Source organism: Pseudomonas sp. Leaf58, from assembly GCF_003627215.1.
Classification (GTDB): domain Bacteria; phylum Pseudomonadota; class Gammaproteobacteria; order Pseudomonadales; family Pseudomonadaceae; genus Aquipseudomonas.
Genome location: NZ_CP032677.1, coordinates 2,704,769 through 2,728,788, shown reverse-complemented (window position 1 = coordinate 2,728,788; position 24,020 = coordinate 2,704,769). Strand labels below are relative to the sequence as shown.

At 61.4% G+C, this 24,020-nt stretch carries 19 protein-coding genes; 10 read left to right on the top strand and 9 right to left on the bottom strand.

The annotated features are described in order from the left end of the window. Positions 1–143: 143 nt before the first annotated feature. A complete protein-coding gene (locus tag DV532_RS12675) occupies positions 144–1,565 on the top strand; it encodes an undecaprenyl-phosphate glucose phosphotransferase (protein WP_056804225.1) in 1,422 nt (473 codons plus the stop codon). Between the two features lie 929 nt (positions 1,566–2,494). Here DV532_RS12675 and DV532_RS12670 read toward each other — a convergent pair. Further along, positions 2,495–3,436: a LysR substrate-binding domain-containing protein gene (locus DV532_RS12670; RefSeq protein WP_056804228.1), complete on the bottom strand. Its 942-nt coding sequence runs from the start codon at positions 3,434–3,436 to the stop codon at positions 2,495–2,497. 146 nt (positions 3,437–3,582) lie between these two features. Between DV532_RS12670 and DV532_RS12665 the strand changes: the two genes are divergently transcribed. Further along, positions 3,583–4,959, top strand: a complete 1,377-nt coding sequence (locus DV532_RS12665) for an L-serine ammonia-lyase (protein WP_056804232.1) — start codon at positions 3,583–3,585, stop codon at positions 4,957–4,959. An 85-nt stretch (positions 4,960–5,044) separates the two neighbouring features. Here the strand turns inward: DV532_RS12665 and DV532_RS12660 are convergent, their stop codons facing one another. The 4 genes from DV532_RS12660 to DV532_RS12645 form a co-directional block, all read right to left on the bottom strand. Further along, positions 5,045–5,725 (bottom strand): DUF3313 domain-containing protein, encoded by a 681-nt coding sequence (locus DV532_RS12660; protein WP_056804235.1) that lies wholly within the window; start codon positions 5,723–5,725, stop codon positions 5,045–5,047. Positions 5,726–5,856: 131 nt separating this feature from the next. Further along, the gene (locus DV532_RS12655) at positions 5,857–7,152 is read right to left on the bottom strand and encodes an FAD-binding oxidoreductase (RefSeq protein ID WP_056804237.1); all 1,296 of its coding nucleotides are present in this window, start codon (positions 7,150–7,152) and stop codon (positions 5,857–5,859) included. A 13-nt stretch (positions 7,153–7,165) separates the two neighbouring features. Further along, positions 7,166–8,254, bottom strand: coding sequence for a polyamine ABC transporter substrate-binding protein (locus DV532_RS12650; RefSeq protein ID WP_056804239.1), 1,089 nt, complete (start codon positions 8,252–8,254; stop codon positions 7,166–7,168). A 166-nt stretch (positions 8,255–8,420) separates the two neighbouring features. Continuing rightward, positions 8,421–9,779: a glutamine synthetase family protein gene (locus DV532_RS12645; protein WP_056804242.1), complete on the bottom strand. Its 1,359-nt coding sequence runs from the start codon at positions 9,777–9,779 to the stop codon at positions 8,421–8,423. A gap of 183 nt (positions 9,780–9,962) precedes the next feature. Here DV532_RS12645 and DV532_RS12640 point away from each other — a divergent pair, with 183 nt between their 5' ends. Together DV532_RS12640 and DV532_RS12635 are read left to right on the top strand one after the other, a co-directional pair. After that, complete coding sequence (locus DV532_RS12640) at positions 9,963–10,862, top strand: helix-turn-helix domain-containing protein (RefSeq protein WP_056804246.1); 900 nt, start codon at positions 9,963–9,965, stop codon at positions 10,860–10,862. Between the two features lie 127 nt (positions 10,863–10,989). Next, entirely contained in the window at positions 10,990–12,900 is a 1,911-nt protein-coding gene (locus tag DV532_RS12635; protein WP_056804248.1) for an AAA family ATPase, read from the top strand. Positions 12,901–12,936: 36 nt separating this feature from the next. On the opposite strand, the gene DV532_RS12630 is transcribed toward DV532_RS12635, so the two are convergent. After that, positions 12,937–14,322 (bottom strand): aldehyde dehydrogenase family protein, encoded by a 1,386-nt coding sequence (locus DV532_RS12630; protein ID WP_056804251.1) that lies wholly within the window; start codon positions 14,320–14,322, stop codon positions 12,937–12,939. A 107-nt stretch (positions 14,323–14,429) separates the two neighbouring features. On the opposite strand from DV532_RS12630, the gene DV532_RS12625 reads away from it, so the two are divergent. From DV532_RS12625 to DV532_RS12610, 4 genes are all read left to right on the top strand, one after another. Further along, entirely contained in the window at positions 14,430–15,296 is an 867-nt protein-coding gene (locus DV532_RS12625) for a LysR family transcriptional regulator (RefSeq protein WP_056804254.1), read from the top strand. A gap of 124 nt (positions 15,297–15,420) precedes the next feature. Beyond that, positions 15,421–15,864, top strand: a complete 444-nt coding sequence (locus tag DV532_RS12620; RefSeq protein WP_056804257.1) for a hypothetical protein — start codon at positions 15,421–15,423, stop codon at positions 15,862–15,864. Positions 15,865–15,917: 53 nt separating this feature from the next. Further along, the gene (locus DV532_RS12615; protein ID WP_056804260.1) at positions 15,918–16,664 is read left to right on the top strand and encodes a phytanoyl-CoA dioxygenase family protein; all 747 of its coding nucleotides are present in this window, start codon (positions 15,918–15,920) and stop codon (positions 16,662–16,664) included. A 179-nt stretch (positions 16,665–16,843) separates the two neighbouring features. Beyond that, complete coding sequence (locus DV532_RS12610; RefSeq protein WP_056804262.1) at positions 16,844–17,365, top strand: acyloxyacyl hydrolase; 522 nt, start codon at positions 16,844–16,846, stop codon at positions 17,363–17,365. A 52-nt stretch (positions 17,366–17,417) separates the two neighbouring features. Here DV532_RS12610 and DV532_RS12605 read toward each other — a convergent pair whose 3' ends face one another. The 3 genes from DV532_RS12605 to DV532_RS12595 all read right to left on the bottom strand — a co-directional run bounded on the left by DV532_RS12605 (position 17,418) and on the right by DV532_RS12595 (position 21,977). Continuing rightward, entirely contained in the window at positions 17,418–18,665 is a 1,248-nt protein-coding gene (locus DV532_RS12605; RefSeq protein WP_056804266.1) for a hypothetical protein, read from the bottom strand. Positions 18,666–18,753: 88 nt separating this feature from the next. Further along, positions 18,754–20,877 carry a TonB-dependent siderophore receptor gene (locus DV532_RS12600; protein WP_056804269.1) on the bottom strand — a complete coding sequence of 708 codons (2,124 nt, stop codon included), beginning with the start codon at positions 20,875–20,877 and terminating at the stop codon, positions 18,754–18,756. A 209-nt stretch (positions 20,878–21,086) separates the two neighbouring features. After that, complete coding sequence (locus tag DV532_RS12595; RefSeq protein WP_056804270.1) at positions 21,087–21,977, bottom strand: universal stress protein; 891 nt, start codon at positions 21,975–21,977, stop codon at positions 21,087–21,089. A gap of 146 nt (positions 21,978–22,123) precedes the next feature. Here DV532_RS12595 and hisN point away from each other — a divergent pair, with 146 nt between their 5' ends. Together hisN and DV532_RS12585 are read left to right on the top strand one after the other, a co-directional pair. Further along, entirely contained in the window at positions 22,124–22,915 is a 792-nt protein-coding gene (gene hisN, locus DV532_RS12590) for a histidinol-phosphatase (RefSeq protein WP_056804273.1), read from the top strand. A gap of 205 nt (positions 22,916–23,120) precedes the next feature. Next, a complete protein-coding gene (locus DV532_RS12585; RefSeq protein ID WP_056804276.1) occupies positions 23,121–23,852 on the top strand; it encodes a hypothetical protein in 732 nt (243 codons plus the stop codon). Positions 23,853–24,020 lie beyond the last annotated feature (168 nt).

The following is a 24,020-nucleotide window of genomic DNA, read 5'->3' as shown; positions in this document are numbered from 1 at the left end:
AACGCCGAGCAGGGGGGCTGCTACAGTGAGATCAATGACTTGGGCCTTGCATAGGCCAGCCGCAGGGGTTTTGCATAAGCTATTTGCAAACCCTGTCGGTGGATGCAAAGGCACTTGCCACGCTCGAATTGATGAGGTCTGAAATGGTTTTCGAACCCAGAAGCAGTCGTTCCTTACTTCAGCGAAGAAGCAGTGTAAGTAACGCCATCCAGGCCGGCCTGGATGGTATTGCCGTGACCGGTATTGCCTGGTACCTGATCTACGAACAGTTTGGCTACATCACTTCCGATTACGTGATCATGCTGCTGTTGCTGATTGGTGCACTGGCGGTGATCTACGATCATTACGCGATTTACCGGACCAACGTCGGGCTTTCCATCAAAGCGTTCCGGCTGTTCAAGGCCTGGTCGGCAACCTTTTGCTTCCTGGTGGTCATGGCCTTCCTGACCAAACAGAGCGAAACCTATTCGCGGCTACTGGTCGGGCAGTTGTTCATCATTGGCTACATCGCGCAGTTGTTCCTGCACTTTGCCGTACGTGAATTGCAAAAGCGTTTTACCGCGCATGCGCGTCTAGACAATGCACTGATTATTGGCGCCGGTGACCTGGCCAACTTCCTGTATCAGAAAATCAGCAACAACCCCTGGTTTGGCGAGCGCGTGCTGGGTTGCGTGCTGGTCGACAAGGTCGATGAGCCGGGGCGCGAAAGCACCGAAGGCAAGCCGCGCCTGCCGGTGCTCGGGCACATTGCCGATCTGGACGAAATCCTGGCCCAGCACGGCATCCGCACGGTGTACTTGGTGACCCCGTTGGGCGGTTCGGAGGTGATCAACGATGTGTATTTCAAATTGCTCGACAAGTGCATTGCAGTGAACTGGGTGCCGGATATCTTCTCATTGCGGCTGATCAACCACAGCGTGCGAGAAATTGCCGGGATCCCCGTGCTGACCTTGTCGGAAACGCCATTGACGGGCATGAGCCTGTTCCTGAAAAACCTCGAGGACAGGGTGTTGGCGGCGCTGATTCTACTGTTTGCCTCGCCAGTGCTACTGGCCGTTGCGTTGGCCATCAAGCTCGATAGCCGCGGCCCAGTGTTTTTCCGCCAAGAACGCACCGGTTGGACGGGCGAGTCGTTCCGTATCTGGAAGTTCAGAAGCATGCATGTTCACCAGCCGGAGGAAGGCGTGGTCAAGCAGGCGCAGAGGAATGACCCGCGGCTGACCCGGATCGGAGCGTTTATCCGCCGTACCAGCCTGGATGAGCTGCCGCAATTGTTCAATGTGCTGACGGGGGAAATGTCGCTGGTTGGGCCACGGCCGCATGCGTTGCAACATGACACGCTGTATTCGCAGGACATCGTCGATTACTTTGCCCGCCACAATATCAAGCCTGGCATGACCGGCCTGGCGCAGGTGCGCGGGTTCAGGGGTGAAACCAAGGATATCGAGCAGATGATCCAGCGGGTGGACTCGGACATCGAGTACATCAACAACTGGTCACTGTGGCTGGATTTCGTGATTCTGGTGCGCACGCTGAATGCGTTTACGGGCAAGCAGGCTTATTAAGGCGCGGTGTTTTAAGGGCGCTGTGGGGTGTTCGTCTTGACAGGGATGTTGCCTGTCAGATCGAGCGCCGCCCGCGCGGCGCTTCGCGGGGCAAGCCCGCTCCCACATTTGTTTCGGGCCAATCATTCCTGTGCCAGGTGGGTTGCAGCCTGGGTGCATGGCTGGGGATGGGGGGACGCAGCTGCGTAACCTTAGATATCGAATGGAACAAGCAAGGCGGACAGGGGAGGGCTCATAGGAGTAACTGGCCCGAAACAATTTCGGGCCAATTATTCCTGTGCCAGGTGGGTTGCAGCCTGGGTGTATGGCTGGGGATGGGGGGACGCAGCTGCGTAACCTTAGATATCGAATGGAACAAGCAAGGCGGACAGGGGAGGGCTCATAGGAGTAACTGGCCCGAAACAATTTCGGGCCAATTATTCCTGTGCCAGGTGGGTTGCAGCCTGGGTGTATGGCTGGGGATGGGGGGACGCAGCTGCGTAACCTTAGATATCGAATGGAACAAGCAAGGCGGACAGGGGAGGGCTCATAGGAGTAACTGGCCCGAAACAATTTCGGGCCAATCATTCCTGTGCCAGGTGGGTTGCAGTCTGGGTGCATGGCTGGGGATGGGGGGACGCAGCTGCGTAACCTTAGATATCGAATGGAACAAGCAAGGCAGACAGGGGAGGGCTCATAGGAGTAACTGGCCCGAAACAATTTCGGGCCAATTATTCCTGTGCCAGGTGGGTTGCAGCCTGGGGGCATGGCTGAAGACTGATGAACAGTAGCCGCCCCCTAGATATCGAATGGAGCAAACAAGGCGGACAGAGGTGGCCTCACAGGAGTAACTGGCCCGAAACAAATGTGGGAGCGGGCTTGCCCCGCGAAGCGCCGCGAGGGCGGCGCTCGATCTTGGCATCACCGCAAAGCCCAAGACATCCACTGGGCTAATCCTTGCCTAGCGGGTGCAGTTCCCTGAAGCCGCGCGCTTCTTCCACCAGCCAGTCATGCACCGCCCGCGCCCCTGGCTGGTTCAACCCGCCCGGCGGGTAATGCACCACATAGCGCTTGTGGTTGGCGATCGGCACGCCGAACGGCACGATCAGCGCACCCCGCTCCAGTTCGTCGTTAAGCAGCGTGCGCCGGGCAATCGCCACACCTATGCCGGCAATCGCCGCTTCGATGGTCAGGTGGTTGCGGTTGAAGGTATGCCCGCGTCGCACATCCAGGCCGGCGGCGCCGATGCCTTCCAGGTAGAACTCCCATTCGGCATATTCCGAACTGCCGCGCCAGGCGGTGATGTCATGCAGCAACGGGTAATGCGCCAGGTCCGCCGGCCCGTGCAGCGGCGGGCGGCCACGCAGCAGGGTGGGGGAGCATACGGGGAAGATTTGCTCGTCCAGCAGCGGCGTCGAAAGCATGCCTGGGTAGCTGCCATCGTTCAGGTCGATGGCCAGGTCGAAATCGCCGGGGTGCAACGCCTGGGCACTGTCTTCGGCAACCAGGCGCAACTCGATGTCTGGGTAGCGTTGTTGAAAGCGCGGCAGGCGTGGCGTGAGCCATTTGGCCAAGAACGATGGGATTGAGCGCAGGCGCAAGGTACCGCGGATTTCACCCGCGTTCAGGCGCAGCAGTTCGGCTTCGATGTTGCCATAGGCTTCGGTCACCGTGAGTGCCAGGCGTTGCCCTTCGGCGCTCAGCTCCACGCCGCGCGCCCGACGCAGGAACAGCCGGTAGCCCAGGCGTTCTTCCAGCTGGCGCATCTGCTGGCTGACCGCGCCCGGGGTAATGTGCAGCTCTTCGGCACACCGGGTAAAGGACAGGTGCCGGGCGGCACAGGCGAACACATGCAGCCAGACGAACACCTGGCCATTGAGTTGTCGTCGCATTGTTTAGTACCACTAAAGCCTTGCTTAGGAAGTTTCGTTGGTCATCCTTGAGCCAGCGCGGCAGTATCGCGCAAATTCGCAATACCGCTCAATTTTTCCAGATAACCGTGTGCTGGTCTCATCACCGGGCACGCTCAGGCATTAGCATGGCTATCAGTGTTTTCGACCTTTTCAAAATCGGCATCGGCCCGTCCAGTTCCCACACCGTCGGCCCGATGCGGGCAGCCGCCACGTTTGCCCAGGCCCTGCGTGAACAACAGCTATTGGCTAAGGTAAGCCGTGTCGAGGTGCGGCTATACGGCTCACTGTCGGCCACTGGGGTTGGCCATGCCACCGACCGCGCCTGCCTGCTCGGCTTGATGGGGCAGTGGCCGGACCGCATTGATCCGGCCACCATCGAGTCGCGTATCGGCCAAGTGCTGCAGGAGCACTGCTTGATGCTCGATGGCAGCCACCCGCTGGCGTTCGACTATAGCCGCGACATGCTATTGCTCGACGAAAACCTGCCGTATCACCCCAATGCCATGAGCTTGGAAGCCATGGACGGGCAGGCCAGCCTGTTGCGCCAAACCTACTATTCGGTGGGAGGGGGCTTTATCGTCGAGCAAGCTGAGGTCGATGCGCCACATGGCGAAGCGAACGCGGTGGCGCTGCCTTACGAGTTCGACAGTGCTGAGCAGATGTTGGCTTTGTGCAAGGCGCATGGCCTGAGCGTGGCGCAACTGATGATGGCCAACGAGTGTGCCTGGCGCCCCGAGGCCGAAGTGCGTGAGGGCCTGCTGCGTATCTGGGCGGCCATGCGCGACTGCGTCGACAACGGCTTGCGCAACGAAGGCATCCTGCCTGGCGGGTTGCAGGTCAAGCGCCGCGCGGCGCGGCTGCATCGCAGCCTGCAGGAGCTGGGCAAGCCCAATGTGATCGGCTCCACCCTCAGCGCCATGGAATGGGTCAACCTGTTTGCCCTGGCGGTGAATGAAGAAAACGCTGCCGGCGGGCGCATGGTCACCGCACCTACCAACGGTGCGGCTGGGATCATCCCGGCGGTGCTGCACTACTACATGAAGTTCAACCCAGGCGCCTGCGACGCGGATGTGGTGGACTTCCTGCTGGCGGCAGCGGCGGTGGGCATCCTGTGCAAGAAGAACGCGTCGATTTCCGGTGCCGAGGTGGGCTGCCAGGGCGAGGTGGGCTCGGCCTGTTCGATGGCCGCTGCCGGTTTGGCCCAGTTGCTGAGCGCTACGCCAGCGCAATTGGAAAACGCCGCCGAAATTGCCTTAGAGCATAACCTTGGGCTGACCTGCGATCCGGTCGGCGGCCTGGTGCAGGTGCCGTGTATCGAGCGCAATGCGATTGCTGCGGTAAAAGCGATTAACGCCGTACAGATGGCGTTGCGGGGAGACGGTGAGCATTTCATCTCACTCGACCGGGTAATTCGCACCATGCGTGATACCGGGGCGGATATGCATGCCAACTACAAGGAAACCTCGCGCGGCGGCTTGGCCGTTGCGTTTGTCGAGTGTTGAGCGTTAATGCGGGGCAACGGTAAGCGCGGCCTTGTGTCGCGAAAGGGCCGCAAAGCGGCCCCAGCGGTTGCAGCGTCTGGTGAGGTTATTGGCGAGCTTTCTGTTTTGCTTCCAGGAAGCTCGCGCGCATGTCCTTGGCCCAGCCATCGAGCACGGGCTTGACGTCATTCAGGGTCAACTGGGTGGTCTTGTTCTCCAGCTCTTGCCCGGCGCCCTTGCGGACCACCTGGGCCAGCACCTTCTGGTTGGAACCATCGAGGAACGCAGCTTCTACACCAACATCCACATCCTGGTCACGGCCACCCATGGCGGTGTTTACACCGGCTGAAATCAGCGCGATGGGGATCACTTCATAGGGTTTGAGGCCCTCGTTGCTGGTAGACACCGCGGTGATTGCCGGGCGCACCACGATTACACCCGGGCCGGGGCCCTTGGCCAAGGGTGCTACGCTACCCATTTCGCGGCGCAGCGCTTCATTGAAATAGCGGGTGATGTCCTGCAGCGTTTGCGCCGAAATGACCGGCGTTGGCTGCGGCTTGGGATAGAACTGGCTGGGCTCGATGAACACCTGGCTGTATTGGTTGATGTTGACCTTGGGGTCGATCCAGCGCATTACCGGGTCACCCGAAGGACTCTTGGCTTCTTGGAGCCGGCTGTAGTCCTTGAGGAAGCCGGAGTAGTCCTCGGGGTCGACGCGATTGCTGGAGCAGGCGGCCACGGTAAGCAGCGCGGCGCACAACAAGGTAAGGCGGGGCAATGATTTCATGATGAAAATGCATCCATGATAGGTCGGCCAGAACAACGCTAGCAGGTGCGCGACAGAAGGCCAGTAGGTGCGTTCAATCTTGAACGATTGGCACCCAGATTATTGGGTGAATGACCCAGGCCTTGACACGCTTAACCCAGCGCCTCACGCAAGCGATACCACAGCATCCCCAACGCCAGTAGCGGCGAACGCAGTGCCTTGCCGCCGGGGAAGGTCAGGTGGGGCACCGCACTGAACACATCCAGCCCCTGGCTATGGCCAAGGGCGATGCCTTCGGCCAACAGTTTCGCCGTCCAGTGCGTCACGTTCAGCCCGTGCCCGGAATAGCCCTGGGCGTAATACACATTGGGGTGCTGGCTGAGGCGGCCGACCTGAGGGAAACGGTTGGCGGTGATGCCGATCATGCCGCCCCACTGGTAGTCGATGCGCACGTTGGCCAGTTGCGGGAACACCTTCAGCACCTTGGGCCGCATGTAGGCGGCGATGTCCTTGGGGTCGCGGCCGGAATAGTGGCAGGCGCCGCCGAACAGCAAGCGCCGGTCTGCCGTGAGGCGGTAGTAGTCCAGGCCGACCTTTTGGTCGCACAGCGCCATGTTCTGTGGGATCAGCTGGCTGGCCAGCGCTTCAGGCAATGGCTCGGTGGTCACCACGTAGCTGCCGGCCGGCAGCACCTTGCCGCTCAGGCGCGGCTCCAGTTCATCGAGGTGGGCGTTGCAGCCCAGCACCAGGCTGCTTGCCCGCACCTTGCCGCGGGCCGTGTGCAGGGTTACGCGGGGGCCATGCTCGATGCGCAGCACCGGGCTTTGCTCGAAAATACGGACGCCCAGGCCGTGGGCGGCACGGGCCTCGCCCTGGACCAGGTCGAGCGGGTGCAGGTGGCCTGAGCCCATGTCGACCAAACCGCCGGCGTACTGCTCGCTGGCGACGATTTCATGCAGCTGCTCAGCGCCGACCAGGCGGGTTTCAGGGCGATAATCGAGTGCGGCCAGGTCATCCTGTTCGTGCTTGAACGCGGCGAACTGGGCGGGTGTATTGGCCAGTTCGCAAAAGCCCCAGCGCAGGTCGCAGGCAATCTTGTATTGGGCGATGCGGCGGGCTACCAGCGCTACCGAATCAATGCCAGCCTGCTTCAGGTAATGCACGCCGTCCTGCCCAACGTGGCGGGCAAAGCCGCTGACATCATGGCCGATGCCGCGAATCAGTTGGCCGCCGTTGCGCCCGCTGGCGCCCCAGCCGATACGGCGGCCTTCCAGCAGCACCACCGACAGGCCGCGCTCGGCCAGTTCCAAGGCCGTGTTGACCCCGGTCAGCCCGCCCCCAACCACGCATACGTCGGCCGTCAGTTCGCTGTCGAGGCTGGGGTAGGGCGCCGCATCGCGTGCCGTGGCGGCATAGTACGAAGCGGTGTGTTGGGTATTGAAAGACATGGGCGTTCTCGACTTAGCGGTTGGACTTGATCTTGCTCCAGGAGCGGGTCATGACGCGCATGATCTTCGGGCTCGGGGTGCTGGAGATGTACAGCTTGTCCAGCACTTCCTGGGGTGGGTAGATCTCGGGGTTGTTCACCAGTGCTGCATCCATGTAGGCCTGGGCGTCCGGGTTGGCGTTGGCATAGCCGACCGTGGCGCTGACCTGGGCGATTACCTTGGGCTCGAGCAGGTAGTTGATGAATGCCAGGGCCTGCTCGGGGTTGTTGGCGTCTTTGGGGATGGCCAGCAGGTCGAACCACAGGTTGCTGCCTTCCTTGGGAATGCTGTAGGCGACTTTTACGCCGTTTTTTGCCTCCACGGCGCGGTTGGCAGCCTGGAATACGTCGCCGGAGTAACCGAAGGCCACGCAGACATCACCGTTGGCCAGGTCGGAAACGTACTTGGAGGAATGGAAGTAGGTAATGTAGGGGCGCAACTCCAGCAAGCGGGCTTCTGCCTTGGCGTAGTCGGCCGGCTTTTCGCTGCGCGGGTCCATGCCCAGGTAGTTGAGCATGGCCGGGAACAGTTCGTCAGGCGAGTCCATGAATGCCACGCCGCACTGCTTGAGCTTTTTCAGGTTCTCTGGCTCGAACAGCATTGCCCATGAATCGATATGGTCCACCCCCAGTGCCGCCTTGACCTTGTCGACGTTGTAGCCAATGCCGTTGGTGCCCCACAGGTAGGGCACGGCGTACTGGTTGCCGGGGTCGTTCTGTTCAAGCTGCTTGAGCAGCTTTGGGTCCAGGTGCTGCCAGTTTGGCAGTTTGCTGCGGTCCAGCGGCAGGAAGGCACCGGCCTGAGCTTGGCGCGCAAGGAAGTGGTTGGATGGCACCACCACGTCATAGCCGGTGCGCCCAGCCAGCAGCTTGCCCTCCAGGGTTTCGTTGGAGTCGAACACGTCATAGACCACCTTGATCCCGCTGCTGGCCTGGAAGTCGGCCAAAGTGGTGTCACCGATGTAGTCGGTCCAGTTGTACACGCTGACCGAGGGGGTGGCGTGGGTAGTGGTGGCGAACAGCAGGGTGAATGCAGCGGGGATCAGGGCTTGCAGATGACGCATGGGGACACCTCGTTAGTCTTGTTCTTCGCGTTCGGTGTAGGGGGCTGCATTGCAGCCCATTCGCAGGCAAGCCAGCTCCCACAGGTACAGCGCAGACTTCAGGCTCATTGATAACCTGTGGGAGCTGGCTTGCCGGCTAATGGGGTGTAAAGCACCCCTGGTTGGGTCAGACACTCAGCATCAGGAACTCACGTTCCCACGAGCTGATCACCCGCTTGTAGTTCTCGTGCTCGGCCCGCTTGACCGCCACATAGCCCTGGACAAACTGCTTGCCCAGGTATTGCTGCACGGTCTGGCAGTCTTCCATGTGCTGCAGTGCGTCTTCGATAGTGATCGGCAGGCGCAGGTTGCGGCGCTCGTAGGCACGGCCCTGGACAGGTGCGCTGGGCTCGATGCGCTCGACCATGCCCAGATAACCACAGAGCAGGCTGGCGGCGATGGCCAGGTACGGGTTGGCATCGGCGCCCGGCAGGCGGTTTTCTACACGCATCGCGTCGGGGCTGGAGGTGGGCACGCGCAGGCCGGCGGTGCGGTTTTCTTCACCCCACTCGACGTTCACCGGTGCCGAGGTATCCGGCAGGAAGCGGCGGAACGAGTTGACGTTGGGGGCGAACATCGGCAGCAGCTTGGGGATGTACTTCTGCAAACCGCCGATATGGTGCAGGAACAGCTGGCTCATGCTGCCGTCTTCGTTGGCGAAGATCGGCTTGCCGGTGGCGATGTCGACCACGCTCTGGTGCAGGTGCATGGCACTGCCTGGCTCGTCGGTGATCGGCTTGGCCATGAAGGTGGCGGCCACGTTGTGCTTGAGCGCTGCTTCACGCATGGTGCGCTTGAACACGGTGATCTGGTCGGCCAGGTCCAAGGCGTCGCCGTGGCGGAAGTTGATCTCCATCTGCGCCGGGCCGTCTTCATGGATCAGCGTGTCCAGGTCCAGGCCCTGAATTTCGCACCAGTCGTAGACGTCTTCGAACAGCGGGTCGAATTCGTTGGCAGCATCGATCGAGAACGACTGGCGGCCGCTTTCGGCACGCCCGGAACGCCCCATCGGTACCTGCAGTGGCAAGTCTGGGTCCGCGCAACGCTGGGTCAGGTAGAACTCCATCTCTGGGGCCACGATCGGCTGCCAGCCTTGCTCGGCATAGAGTTTGAGCACCTTTTTCAGCACGTTGCGCGGCGACAGTTCAATGGGGTTGCCTTGCTTGTCGAAGGTGTCGTGGATCACGATTGCGGTCGGCTCGATCGCCCACGGGATCTGGTACACCGCGGTGGGGTCGGGGCGACAGACCATGTCGATGTCAGCGGCATCGAGCAGGTTGTAGTAAATGTCATCGTCAACGTAGTCGCCAGTGACCGTTTGCAGCAGCACACTTTCGGGCAGGCGCATGCCGCGTTCGTGGAGGAACTTGGCGGTGGGCGCGATCTTGCCGCGGGCGATGCCGGTCAGGTCGCTGATCACGCATTCGACTTCGGTGATCCGGTGTTCTTTCAGCCAGGTGGACAGCTGATCGAAGGGGGCGTTCATACAGACCTCTTGGTTGGGTTTTTTGTGGGGGAGCGGGCTGTCCACGAAAGCCAGCACGCGGTTTCGACGGTGTTACGCTTCCCAGGTGACACGCTGGAGGCTATCTTGCTCGGAGCCCCCAAGGCTGATCTATCCACTTTCTTCGGCAATGAATGCACCAAAAGAGTGCAATTAGGACCCTGCGTGCAAACCGCCAATGCCCTGCAAGTCCAGGCTTTCCACACCACCGACGTCACCGAGCTGGTGCGTGCCACCCCGGGCTGGCAGCAACAGTACCGGCAGATGTCCCCCGGGCATTTCAGCGGAGAGCTGCGTTGCTTGGGGCTGGATGGCGTGGAGGTTTATGAGGAGCGCTTGAACACCCGGGTGGAACAGTTTTTTCGCGCACCAAGCGGTTCGCTGGCGTTTTGTTTCGACCGTAGCGAAAACAGCCTTTACCTGCTGAACGAACAGAGCCGTAACATCTGGATTACACCGGAGAACTACCAGGAAGTGGCGGTGGTGTTCGACCAAACCTTTTTGGCCCGTCATGGGCTCGACCTGCAGCGCCTGGAGGGGTTGTTCATGGTGCCGCTGGGCAGCGGGCAAAATGCGCTGTTCGGCAGTTGGCTGAGCGCCACACTGACCCGTCTTGGCCAGGCCAATTGCCCGCTGCAGGGGCAGACGCTTGCGGAGCAACTGCTGGAGGACTGCCTGTTTATCCTCGACAACGCCTGCCAGCGTTTGCAGGGCGTGGCGTTGGGGCGGCGGGACGAAGAGCGGGCAATCATGCGCCGGGTAAGCGAGTGGGCGGCCGACTGCCCAGAAGAAACGCTGAACCTGGTAGAGCTGGCAAAGGTTGCCGGAGTATCCCTGCGCCAGTTGCAGCAGGCATTCAAGGCCTTTACCGGGATGCCGCCGGCGCACTGGTTACGGATGCGTCGGTTGAATGGTGCGCGGCGTGATTTATTGCGTGGCGGTGGGGTGACAGTGGCTGAGGTGGCAATGCGTTGGTCGTTCTGGCATTTGGGGAGGTTTTCAGAGAGTTACCGGCAGTTGTTCAAGGAGTTTCCGAGCGAGACGTTGAAGCGGGGCAGGGGTTGAGGTGGGGGGTGAGGCTACGGGCCTCTTCGCGGGCGCGCCCGCGAAGAGGCCGGCCTAGGCAGCACACAACCCAGCGTCCCACTGCGAAAATTGCTATCGTGCCGCCCTGATTTCACCCGAGGTGCCAATGTTCTACCTGCCTTTGCCCAGCGACCAGGCCGACCGCCTAGCCAGCGCGGCCAACACCGACTTCTTCACCACCGCCAGCTTCCTCGAAGCCGCTGCAGTGTTGTTCGTGCAAAACCTGCCCCGCCAGCCTGCCACCGCCTCGGCAGACGCGCAGGAGCGCCGCTTTGCGGAAATCGTGCGCATCGCCAACGACGTTGAGCGCGCAGCGCCCGGGCGCTTCCAGGGCCAGGTGGCACGGCACTTCGATAGTGAAGCTTTTGCCATGGGCCTGGGCATGCTCGGCGAAAACGGTATCGCACTGCTGTCCAGCGAGGCGGCGTACACCGCCGACGAGCTGCTGGATGACCAAGGCCAGTGGAACTTCCAGTTTGCCGACACCTACCGCCAGCGGGCAACGCCGCTGCACCCGGTGTATTTGCCGTCGCTGGCCAGCGACCTGATGCTCAGTGACCAACAGAACCGCCTGTTGCGCGAATTTATCAGCGGTATCGACGAGTCGGTGGCCGTGCAGGGGTTCGCCGGCACCGGCAAGACCTTTCTGATTAACCAGTTCGCCCGCTTGCTTGAGCCACAACGCACGTTGCTGCTGGCATTGACCGAGGGCCAATTGCGGGCCTTGCAGGCGCGGGTCAAGGACGCTGCTGCCTACACCGCACTGACCTTTGGCCAACTGGCCGATGAACTGCTCAACCGCGATCTCACCAGCAACGGCTGGCGCCTGCGCGACCCCTATCGCACCAAGCTGTCGTGGCGCCCGCAGGACGCGCAGGTGGTGCGCTGGCTGGCCATCCCCGACATCGGCCCGCTCGCTGCGCGCGATGTGGTTGGCTTGTGCATCCGGGCGGTGCGCACGTTCTGCCACAGCGCCGATACCCAGCTGCAGTTGCACCACCTGCCTTGGGCCGGGCCTGGGACCATGCCGCTGGACCAGGAAGTGCTGCTGGAAAAGGCGCGGCTGTACTGGCAGGAGCTGATTCGCCCATCGGCGCGAGAAATCCAATTGCCCGTGCGCGACTACCACCGGGTCAAGCTGTTGTCGCTGACCGGCTATGTGATCGATAGCCGCTACACCCATGTCATCGTCGACGAGGCCCACGAGCTGTCGGCCCCCATGCTTGCCGTGCTTGACCGCAGCCCGCAGTCGATCATTACCTTGGGTGATGAGCTGCAGAACCTCAACGGCCTCAGCCCGCACCATGGCGGCTTCATCCGCCAGCGCTACATCGACCACTCACTGCGCGCCGGGCCGGCGATGGACAACGTACTCAACCCGCTGATCCAGGCACACCCAGCGGCGATTCAGGCGGCATTCAGCGGCAGTGCCGAGCATTACACCCGGGTCAGCTTCTTCGATACGGTGACAGTGCCTGAACAGCCCACGGCGCTGATCGTCGACGATGAATGGGGCCTGTTCGGCTGGTTCCAGCGCTTGACCCACCAAGGCGTGCCGTTCGTGCTGCTGAAAAGCGCGCGCAAGGACTTTGAACTGTTCGTCGAAGACTGCATCGAGTTGTACCGCTACGGCACTCGCCCGCGCCACCCGATGCTGTTCCGCTACGCCAGCTGGCAGGCGCTGGAGCAAGACAAGGGCGACGACAAGGCGTTCATTGCCGTGGCCAACATGTTGCGCAAGGGCTACACGCCGGAGCACTTTGCCAAGGCCAAAAGCCGTTACCGCTGGGACAAGGCGCCCAAGCTGTTCCTGGGGCGCGTGCGGGATGTGAAGAACATGGAGTTCGCCCGGGTAATGGTGTCGCCGGAGCTGATGGTGGTGCCACAGGTGGCGGGCAACCGCAATGAGCGGGCGCGAATGCTGGCGGGGTTGTACACCGCCTGCTCACGGGCGCGGCACGAACTGATCGTGCCGGGGGGGATGCTGGACTGGGTCAAGGACCAGGTTCGCGATTGAGGCCCCTGGGGCCGCGTTGCGGCCCCAAATTGCCAATCAGCTACGGTCCAGCCATACGGTCTGGGCATTGGTGAACTCTCGTACACCAAAGTGCGACAGCTCCCGCCCGAACCCGCTCTTCTTCACGCCACCAAAGGCCACACGGGGGTCGGAGGCGCAGTAGCCGTTGATGAACACACCGCCGGTATCCAGCGCTGCAGTCATGCGCTCGGCCAGCGCGTAGTCAGCCGTGTAGATGGTCGAGGCCAGGCCAAATTCGCTGTCGTTGGCCAGCTCCACCGCGTGCTCCGCATCCCGTGCGCTGATGATCGCCGCCACCGGCCCGAACAGCTCCTGCTTGAACGCGGTCATGGCCGGGGTGACGTTGGCGAACACGGTCGGTGCGTAGAAGTTGGCCACGCCATCGACCTTGTGCCCGCCCAGCAGCAGGGTAGCGCCCTCGGCGAGGGTCGCCTGCACCTGGCCATCCAGCTCGTCGCGCAGGTCATAGCGGGCCATCGGGCCGATGTAGGTGTCATCTTCCAGCGGGTTGCCGACCTTCAGTGCACGGGTAGCCTCGACGAACTTGCGGGTGAATTCCTCGACGATGCTTTCTTCCACGATCAGGCGCTTGGCCGCAGCGCAGACCTGGCCGGTGTTCTGGTAGCGGCCGATCACCGCAGCCTTGACGGCGGCATCCAGGTCGGCGTCGGCCAGCACGATGAACGGGTCGGAACCGCCCAGTTCCAGCACGCACTTCTTCAGCGCGGCACCGGCCTGCGCGCCAATCGCCATGCCGGCACGCACGCTGCCGGTCAGGGTCACCGCGGCGATGCGGGGGTCGTTGATGGCGCGGGTGACGCCGTCCGGGGTCACGTTCAACACTTCGAACACACCTTCCGGCAGGCCCGCATCCTTGAACAGCTCACCCAGCAGGTAGGCGCTGCCCATTACGTTCGGTGCGTGCTTGAGCACATAGGTGTTGCCAGCGAGGATCGCCGGTACGGCGCCGCGCAGTACCTGCCAGATGGGGAAGTTCCATGGCATCACCGCCAGGATCGGGCCCAGCGGGCGGTATTCGATGCGGGCTTTTTCGACTTGGGTCGGCTCGGCGGCGAGCATCGCCGGGCCGTGTTCGGCGTACCAGCGGCACAGGCCCACGCACTTGCTGACTTCGCCACGGGCCTGGGCGATGGGTTTGCCAATTTCGCGGCTGATCATTTGCGCAAAGGCTTCTGCCTTGGCTTCGAGGGTGCTGGCCAAAGCGAGCAGGTACTCGCTGCGCTGACCCAGCGACACCTGGCGCCACTGGCGGTAGCCAACCTTGGCGCGTTGCAGCGCCGCTTCCAGTGCGGCGTCGGTGTCGAACGGGTAGGCGCCGATCTGCTCGCCGCTGTGCGGGTCGAGGGAGATGGCGTGGGTCAGGCTGCTGATCGCGCTCATGGCGGGACACTCTCGTTGTTGTTGAACCGTGACGCCAGACTAGTGGGCTAGGGGTTTATTGAAAACTGAATAATAATGAGCGAAACATTCACGTTTGGAGAAAGGCTGTGGACCTGGTGCAACTGGAGATCTTCAAAGCCGTGGCAGAGCAGGGCAGCATCAGTGCCGCCGCGCAGCACATCCATCGGGTGCCGTCGAACCTGACTACGCGCATCAAGCAACTGGAAGAAGACCTTGGTGTGGAACTGTTCATTCGTGAAAAAAGCCGGCTACGCCTGTCACCCGCAGGTTGGAACTTCCTTGAGTACACCCGACGCATTCTCGACCTGGTGCACGAGGCGCGGCTGGCTGTAGCCGGCGAGGACCCGCAGGGCACCTTCGCCCTGGGCTCGCTGGAAAGCACAGCAGCGGTGCGTATCCCGGCATTGCTGGCGGCCTATAACCAGCGCTACCCCAAGGTTGACCTGGACCTGTCCACCGGGCCGTCGGGGACCATGCTCGAAGGCGTATTGTCTGGCCGCCTGGTAGCGGCGTTCGTCGACGGGCCGGTGCTGCACCCGACCTTGGAGGGCATCCCGGTGTTCGAGGAAGAGATGATGGTTATCGCGCCGCTCAACCACGCCCCGGTAACCCGCGCCCAAGACGTCAATGGTGAAAGCATCTACGCCTTTCGCGCCAACTGTTCGTACCGCCATCACTTTGAAAACTGGTTTGTGCAGGACCAGGCGGTGCCGGGCAAAATCCACGAGATGGAGTCGTACCACGGCATGCTGGCCTGCGTTAGCGCCGGTGCCGGCTTGGCGATGATGCCGCGCAGCATGCTCGACAACATGCCGGGTTGCAGCACCGTCAGCGTCTGGCCAATGTCGGAAGACTTTCGTTATCTGAAAACCTGGCTGGTCTGGCGCCGGGGCACGGTGTCACGCAGTTTGAGCATGTTCGTGAAATTGCTTGAAGAGGGTCGTGCAACTTGATGTTTTTGCACAACATTGATCTTGGTAAAGCGAATTTCATCCAAACGACCATGCATCAGCACGAACACCGCTGCGCCTGAAGGATCAGATAATAGGTAAACCATCCTCAAAGGAGGGTCATACCATGCGTAACCATCATTACGCGCTCGGCGCGGCGCTGCTGATCGCAGTGGCCATGCCATGGACCCTGGCGGCCGCGGCCGACCTCAATGCCCCTATCGACATGCAGGGCGTGCAACTGCAACCGCAGGAGCAAAACGGCATCCGCTACCTGCAAGGCGGTATCGGCCAAGATGAAGCCAACGCCCTGCGCAAAACCAAGGGCTACGACCTGCACGTCGAGCTATCGGCAGGCCCTGGCGGCGAGTTCCAGAGCGGTGCCACCGTTGACATTCAGAGTGCCCAGGGCAAGCAGATGCTCAACGTCACCGATGCTGGGCCGCTGCTGTATGTGCAGTTGCCACCGGGCCAATACAAAGTCATTGGCAGCGCCGAAGGGGAAACGAAGCAACAATTGGTGACGGTTAACGGCAAGGTGCCGGCCACCGTCAACCTGCACTGGCGTTGATGAAAAGACGGGCGGGGTACAAATGTACTCCCGCCTGGAAGGAGCGCATCGCCATGAGCCTGGACCTACAGCTGGAGATGTTGGACGAGCGGGGCTATGTGCTGCTCCCCGGTGTGCTCGAACCGTTGCGTATCGCCTTGTTGCGCTGCGCCATCGATGACCTGCAACCCATTCACTGGGACTACCAGGGGTTGTTGGAACATTACAAATGCGTGTTCAACCGCAACCCGTTGTGGTTGCCCTTTCTTGACCTGCCACCGCTGATTACCCTGGCCGAAGCGGCACTGGGCGCGGACTGCCATGTGATCGGGCAAACCGCCTGGCGCAGCCACCCGGGCTACCCCGGCATGGCCCTGCACCTGGACTACCTGCCCCTGCAGTTGCCCGACTGGCTCAGCGAGCGGGGGGATTTCACCCAACCCGCGCAGATTCTTACGGCACAGCTGTATCTGAGTGATATCGACCATCACATCGGGCCAACCTGGATTGTGCCCGGCAGCCACCGCGCGGCGCGCCCGCCGCGAGTTGGCGAGAACCACTGGCAGGGCCGTGAGGCCTTGCCGGTGCTGTGCAAGGCTGGGGATGCGCTGGTGTTTCGCAGCGATGTCTGGCACAGCGGTGGGTCCAACTGCACCCAGTCACGGGAGCGCGACATGCTGCAAGTGCACTATGGCCGGCGCATGGTCGCGCAGAAGTTTTCGCCGTACTTGAACTGGCGTTTCAATCCGCAGGTGCTGGAGGAAGCCAGCGCCCGGCAAAGGCGCCTGCTGGGCGAGCACGAAGAGGCCGAATACGACTGACCTTGGCCGGGCCGCCAGACATTCAGCCAATAGTGGCGAATTGGCTATCAACTTTTTGATTATCTGGACAATAATCAAAAAATATTACTTCGTGTGACCGGTTTGGATGCACCCGGCCACCGCAAAAATCGAGGGGCCCAAGCCCCCGCTTGCCGTGTAGACCATCAGGAGAGTCGTTGATGAAAACCCGTCTAGCCGCTTCGCTGGCCGCTGCAGTGCTGGCCTTTGCCGGGGCGAATTTGGCCCAGGCAGCGCAGATGTCTGGCGCCGTGGGCGCAACTGGTCAAGGCGACATGACCTACCGTATTGGCATGTCGTTCGACTTTGACAAAAAATGGTTGCAAAGCAGCACCGGTTATCTGACGGGCTACTGGGATGCTGCCTACACCTACTGGGAAGGCGGTGAGGCCAGCGGCGCGCATTCGCTGTCGTTCAGCCCAGTGTTCACCTACGAATTCAGCGGGTTCACCTACACCCCGTACATCGAAGCCGGCATTGGTTTGGCGGCGTTCTCCAAGACCGAAGTGGGCGACCATCGCTTGGGGTCGGCGGTCAACTTCGAAGACCGCATCGGCTTTGGTTTGAAGTTGCCGCGGGAGCAAAAGGTGGGGATCCGCGCGATGCATTATTCCAATGCCGGGCTCAAGCAGCCTAACGACGGGATCGAGTCGTACTCGCTGTTCTACAGTAAAGGGTTCTGAAACAGCAAACCCAAGGCTCGCGTGACGTGAGCCTTGGGTTACCTTCAGGCGTTCACACGTGCAGCCGAACGGCGAAATGCTCATTAGCACGACGTGTCAGTAACTTCAGTTCGCCTTCATTGAACAGCAATTTCTCCAGCTGTAGGCCAGCGATCTGAAAATGCCCCTGAGTGCCAAAGTTCGTATCCAACTCCCCGTCCTCCAATAGCCGTGTAACGGTAGCGTCAATCGTGTCTTGAATGCCTTTTCGCTGCTCGGTGGCAATAATGACTCGCTGTTCGGCGTCTATGCTTATCCCGCTGACCCTATTCCATTCATAGTCCATGTACACATTCACCAGTCCGTTCCCGCCAAAGTCAGTATCGGGTTGACCGTTGTACATGAACCGCCGCACCACCAGTGCAGACCTGTCACCGAAGTTGCGGGGGGTGCCGGCGACCGTGACGATTCGCTCATTCACAAGATCTACCGAAACGTTGACCGTTTTACGGTAAGCGGCAACCTGGAGAATGCCGAAAGAGGCGTCCAACAATCCATCGGCATTGAACTTAGCGATCACTTGGCGCCAATCGGCAGAGCCTGCCAAAAGAAAGCTTCCGTCATCAAAAAAGTAACTGTCAGTAATGTCCAGAGGGTACTTCGGAGTGCCCGGTTCGACGTCCAGAATGGGCAGCGCCAGTTGCGTTTGATTACGGTCCTGGCCTAGCCCCTTCAGGGGGGCGCCAGTGAGCGGATCAAGCAAGGCAATCCAGGCGGTCGGTGCGCTATCGGTATCACGCTGGGCCATGTACAACGACCTGATCGCGCCGCCGGCGTGTACACTTCGCAGTACTTTGACCCCACCGATACTGTTGGGGGCTGTCGGCGCATCATCCGGCTTGTGAAGCGAAATGCCCACTGCACCAAAGCTGGGGCTTGCAGTGAAACGTTGGTCGTAGAGACCGACAGCGGCGGTTTCAACGGAAACTCCGCCCTCAGCGTAATACGTCGTAGCTTGCGCGATGTTGCTGTTGTCCGTTCGGTTTTGCGTGAGCATTGCGAAGTGGCCGGCGGTCGCATCCTGCCCCGCTGGCACAGCGATCAATTTATGCCCCGTCTCACTGTCCCATTTCCCTTCGGGGGTGAGGCGCATGAAGTAATTGCTTGGCGGCGAATCTTGAGTCGACCAGCAAGCGGCAAGGCTCCCGTCGGGGGCTTGGGTGATCGCAGCGATGTAGGCGCTTTCGCCAGGCTGTATAGCTGGAAATTTCGCATAGCCATTTTCGCCGTAGCGAGTATCGAGTTCTCCTGCCTTGAACATATTATGTGCTCCTGTCTGCCATGTGTCGGAAACGATATTTCACATTGGCAGCCAGGAGTACTGGCAAATCTGTCAGTAGCTTGGTCTATTAGAATGTGTACGCAACCCCAGCCTGCACCGTACGCGGCGCTCCCGGGTAGGCGTAGAAGTTGAACGCCCCCTCGTCGTACTCTTTGTTGAACAGGTTCTTCACGTCCAGGTTTAGGCGGACGTGGTCGTTGACCTTGTAGAAGGTCAACAGGTCGACAACGGTGTACTGCGCCATGTTGTAAGTGACTGCCTCGGTCTGGCCATTGCGGTCATCGACGTACTTCACCCCAACCCCCAGCCCAAGGCCTTTGGCGAATCCGTCCTGGAATTCATAGGTATTAAGCAGGCTGAACGTGTTCTGCGGAATGTTCGCCAGGCGCGTGCCGGTGGGGATACGCTCGTCCTTGGTCACTTCGGCGTCTACGTAAGCGTAACCACCGATCATCCGCCACTCTGGCGTGATATTGCCAGCGATGTTGATATCCAGGCCACGGCTACGTACTTCACCTGCGGCAATGCTGTAGTTGGGGTCTGCCGGGTCACGGGTCAACACATTCTCCTTGACGATGTGGTAGATCGCCGCGTCAACGCTCAGTTGCCGGTCCAACGCTTCCCATTTCACACCCAGTTCATAGGACTTGCCTTTTTCCGGGTCGAAACCCGAGCCTTGCAGGCTGGCGCCAGTGTTGGGCTTGAACGAGCGAGCGGTGTTGGCATAGACCGCGACGGTGTCAGTCAGGTCGTAGATCAGGCCAAAGCGCGGGGTGACGCCATTCTCGCCCTTGTTGAAGTCGCGGTTGGCGGCCCGGCGGTCGTCATAGTCGTGCTCGAAGCGCTCGAAGCGCACACCGGCCAATGCCTTCAGGCGCTCGGTCAGGGCCACCTGGTCCTGGATGAAGAACGCCCAGGTCTCGAGCTGCTCGCTGTCCCAGGTGGTTGGTACTGCTGCCAGCGGCGGCCTCGGCTGGCCCAGTACCGGGTTGTAGATATCGATCGCGTAGGGCGCAGTGGAACGTTGGATGATCGAGCTGTAGTGGTAGTTTTCGTACTCGACACCGGTCAGCAATGTATGGCTGAACGCACCGGTATCGAAATGCCCGGTCAGGTTCAGCTGCCAGTCGCGGTCGGTCCACTCCAGCTTGCGGTAATTGAAGTTGCGCTGCAGGGTGCGGCCATCTGCGGGGGCCATGGTGCCTTCCACGGCATTGCCTTTGAGCGAGCCATCGAGGTACTGGAAGCCACCAGCCAACGTCCAGTCGTCGTTGAGCAGGTGCTCGAAGCGCAACTGGGCCATGTTGTTGTCGTTGTGCAGCAGGTTGTCGCTGCCTTTTTCCCAGATGTAAGTATCGCGCGAGGCACTGCCAGCCTGGGTGGGGTAGCGGGTCAGGCCGCGGTCCAGCGGGTGGTTGTTACGCATGAAGTCGCCCTCGAAGACGATCTTCGTGTTGTCGTTGACCTGCCAGCTGAGCACCGGTGCCACGTCATAGCGCTCGCTTTCCACATCGTCGCGGAAGCTCTCGCCACCTTCGCCCAGCAGGTTCAGGCGGTAGGCCAGCGAGCCGTCCTGGTTCAGCGGGCCGGTGGCATCGAGGGTGGCGCGCTGCATGCCTTGGTCATCGAACTGGCTGCCCAGGGTGACCTTCGATTCTGGCAGCGGCTGCTTGCTGACCACGTTGAAGGTGCCGCCGGGGTCGCCACGCCCGTACAGGCTGCTGGCCGGGCCACGGATCACTTCCAGGCGCTCGACCGTATTGGCATCTGGGGCGTTGGGGTAGCCGCGGTTGATCGGGAAACCGTTACGGTAGAACTCGCCAGTGGTGAAGCCGCGCACAGTAAAGGTGGTCAGGCCCTGGCCGCCGAAGTTGTTGGCGCGGCCGACACCGCCGGCATAGTCCAGGCCGTCCTGCAGGCGTGTGGCGCCGGTGTCCTCCAGTACATCCTTGGGTACCACGCTGACCGACTGCGGGGTTTCGTGCAGCGCCGTGTCGGTGCGGGTAGCGCTGGCCGAGCGGGTCGCCTTGTAGCCGTCGACGGGGCCATCGGCACGTTCGCTGTCGGCGAGGCTGGTAATGCTCAGGGCCTGGAGTTCGATCTGGGCGGGAGCGCCGAGCGGCTCAGGCTCGGCAAACGCCAGCGGGGAGACAGCATGAAGCACACAAAGTGAAACGAACGTGCGACGCATCGACGGGACGATCCTGGAGTAAGGCGCTGAAGGTAGGGTGGAAAAGCGCCGAAAAACTACTACGAATCATTATCAAATGCATTCTTTTTATATGGCACTGCCGTGCCAGATTCTGCAGGAAAATCTACGCCGCGCCGCAGGCAAGCCGCCCCCCAGGCCCTGTAGGAGCGGGCTTGCCCGCGAAGAGGCCGGTTCAAGTATTCCAGCACTCAGCGAATGGCCTTGATCGCCAACACATTGCACAGTGGATGTTCCAATACATGCGCCGTGGTCCCGCCCAGGAATGTCTGCATGGCGTCATGCCGGTGGCTGCCCATCACGATCACATCCGCCCGGCTGTGGCTGACGAACTGGGCGATGGCCTTGATCGCTGCTCCTTCCAAAAAGTGCCTGCGCTCCAGCGGAATCTGCTGGAGGTCGCCCAGGCGGTTGAAAGCCGCACGCTGTGCATTGCGCACGCTGCCATCGAAGCCGGGCATGGTCACCGTGCCTGCACCAAAGTCGGCGATATGGGTTTTGGCCGCGTCGCAAACATGCAGCAGGTGCAGTTCGGCGTTGCATTGCAGGGCCAGGGCATGCGCGCAATGGATCACCTGCTCATCCAGGTGCTCGCCGGCGCCATGGCTGTTCAGGTCCACAGCGGCGGCAATCTGCCGGGGCAAGGGCAGGCGGATGTCGCTGACCAGGTGCACGGCGACCGGGCTGTCCTTGAGCAATTGCCAGTCCAGTGGCGTTACCAGCAGGCGCTTGAGGACCGGTTCGTGTTGCACGTCCTTGATCAGCAGGTCGCACCCCAGCCGTTCGACCCGCTCCAGTACGCTGCCCAGCGGGTCACGGGTCAGCAGCAGTTCGGTGGACACATCCAGGCCGGCGTTACCCAACTGTTCGGCTTCATCCGCCAGCCATTGGCGGTTGTCGCTGAGCAGCCGTTCACGTTCGCGGCCATCGCTCATCAGGCCGAAGGTATCGACATCGTCGACGAACACGTTGATATCCAGCAAGGCACCACAGGACTCCGCCAACGCCGCAGCGCGTTGCAGCGCCGGCGTGTGACGCATCTGCGGGCCGAGCATGACGAACAGACGCTTGAATTGGCTCATCTCACACCTCCACGTGTGGCAGCCCCCCGGTGTTCTGGCCCTGTTCAGTCTAGACCGCCCCAAGCGGCATGAGCGGCTGACAGAGGCTGGCGCAGCACGGCGTGTCGGGTATGATGCGGGTCCATCATTTTCACGAGGCCCGCCCCATGTCCCTGAGTGCTGAACAGATCGGCGAGTTTCGCGCGTTCGCCGAGCAGCTGGCCGATGCTGCCGCTGCGGCGATCAAGCCCTATTTCCGTGCCAGCCTGGACGTCGAGGACAAAGGCGGGCGGCTGTACGACCCGGTAACCGTGGCCGACAAGGCGGCCGAGGACGCCATGCGCGAGCTGATCCAGGCCCGCTACCCGGCGCACGGCATTCTCGGTGAAGAGGCGGGTGTGGCTGTCGGCAGCAGCCCGCTGACCTGGGTGCTCGACCCGATCGACGGCACCCGCGCCTTCATTACCGGCCTGCCGCTGTGGGGCACGCTGATTGCCTTGAACGACGGCACGCGCCCGGTGGTGGGGGTGATGAACCAGCCGTTTACGGGTGAGCGCTTTGTCGGCACCCCGGAAGGTGCCTGGCGCAGCGGCACGTCGCTCAAGACCCGCGCCTGTACCGACCTGGCCGCCGCCACGCTGATGTGCACCACGCCGGACATGTTCGATACCGCCGAGCGCAAGGCGGCGTTCGAGGCCGTTGCCGGCCAGGCGCGGCTGATGCGCTACGGTGGCGATTGTTATGCCTATTGCATGCTGGCATCGGGTTTTGTCGACGTGATTGTCGAAGCCAGCCTGCAGCCGTATGACGTGCAGGCATTGATGCCGATCATCGAAGGCGCGGGCGGGGTGATTACCGCCTGGGATGGCAGCAGTGCGCAGAATGGCGGGTGCGTGGTGGCCTGTGGTGACCCGGTGCTGCATGCGCAGGTGGTGCAGATGTTGCGTCACGCCATGTAGTTCAGGGGGCGCCTGTGCCGGCCTCTTCGCGGGTAAACCCGCTCCTGCAAGATCATCGTAATGTGTAGGCGCGGGTTTACCCGCGAAGAGGCCAGTACAGGTATCCAATAGCGCCAAACACTGCACTTTTTCCGATTTCCGGGCTCTATGCATGGCCAGGCTGCTCTGATCCCCACTGCAGCCGCCGAATATCGACCCGGTGCCGATGGTTGCAAGCTACCCGAATTTCTTCCCCCGTCTGCTGCTGGCAGGCGCCTTCACTTGCCTGTGCGCCTGCACCCAGGAGCAAGGCCGCGACATGCTTGACCAGTTCGGCAATGGCAAACCCAGCGAGCTGTTTCAGACCAGCGTCGACCGCCTGGCCACGCTGTCCATGCGCGACAACCTGCAGAGCTTGTACCTGTTGATGAACAAGCTGTACCTGCGCAACCCCAACCAGTGGAAGATGTCCGGTTATGTGGACGCCGCCACTGCCGAGCGGCAAATCCGTACCGCCATCGAACAGCGCCAGCCGCTGCCGCAACTGGGTAATCGGCGCGATCTGGCAGCCTTGAGCTATGCGCTGAGCCCGGAGTTTCGCGGTGACCGTGTGGGCGCGTTCATCTATGCCATCGGTAGCATGCTGATCACCGCCCACGGCGGGCGTACCGAGTTCTACATGACCGATACCCTCGACCCGCTGTTCATCAACAACGCCGCGCGCAACATCGAGAAGGCCACTTGGATGTTGAGCCAGCGGCAAGATGCCAATGGCGTGTTGCTGTTGTTTTCCAACGAGATTTCCGAGGAGGGCAGCAACCTGAGTTTTGCGGTGGAGTTTGGCAAGATCGTGGCGCGGCTGGACCTGCTAGCGGAGTTGCTGGATGAGCGCTACCGACGGATTGGTTTAAATTATGCGCAAAGCCTGCTGTTGATGAACTTTCTGCCGGTGCAGTAACCCAGTAGGAGCGGGTTCAACCGCGAATAGCCCAGCACAGCAAAAACCGTTCGATAAACGAACGCTAGGTGCCGCCCACCTGTCCGCTATCCGCCCATCCAATGCGACAACCGCATTGCCCAACCCCCGCCTTTTTTGCTTAAGTGTGCCAGCCACCGGTTGTCGCCT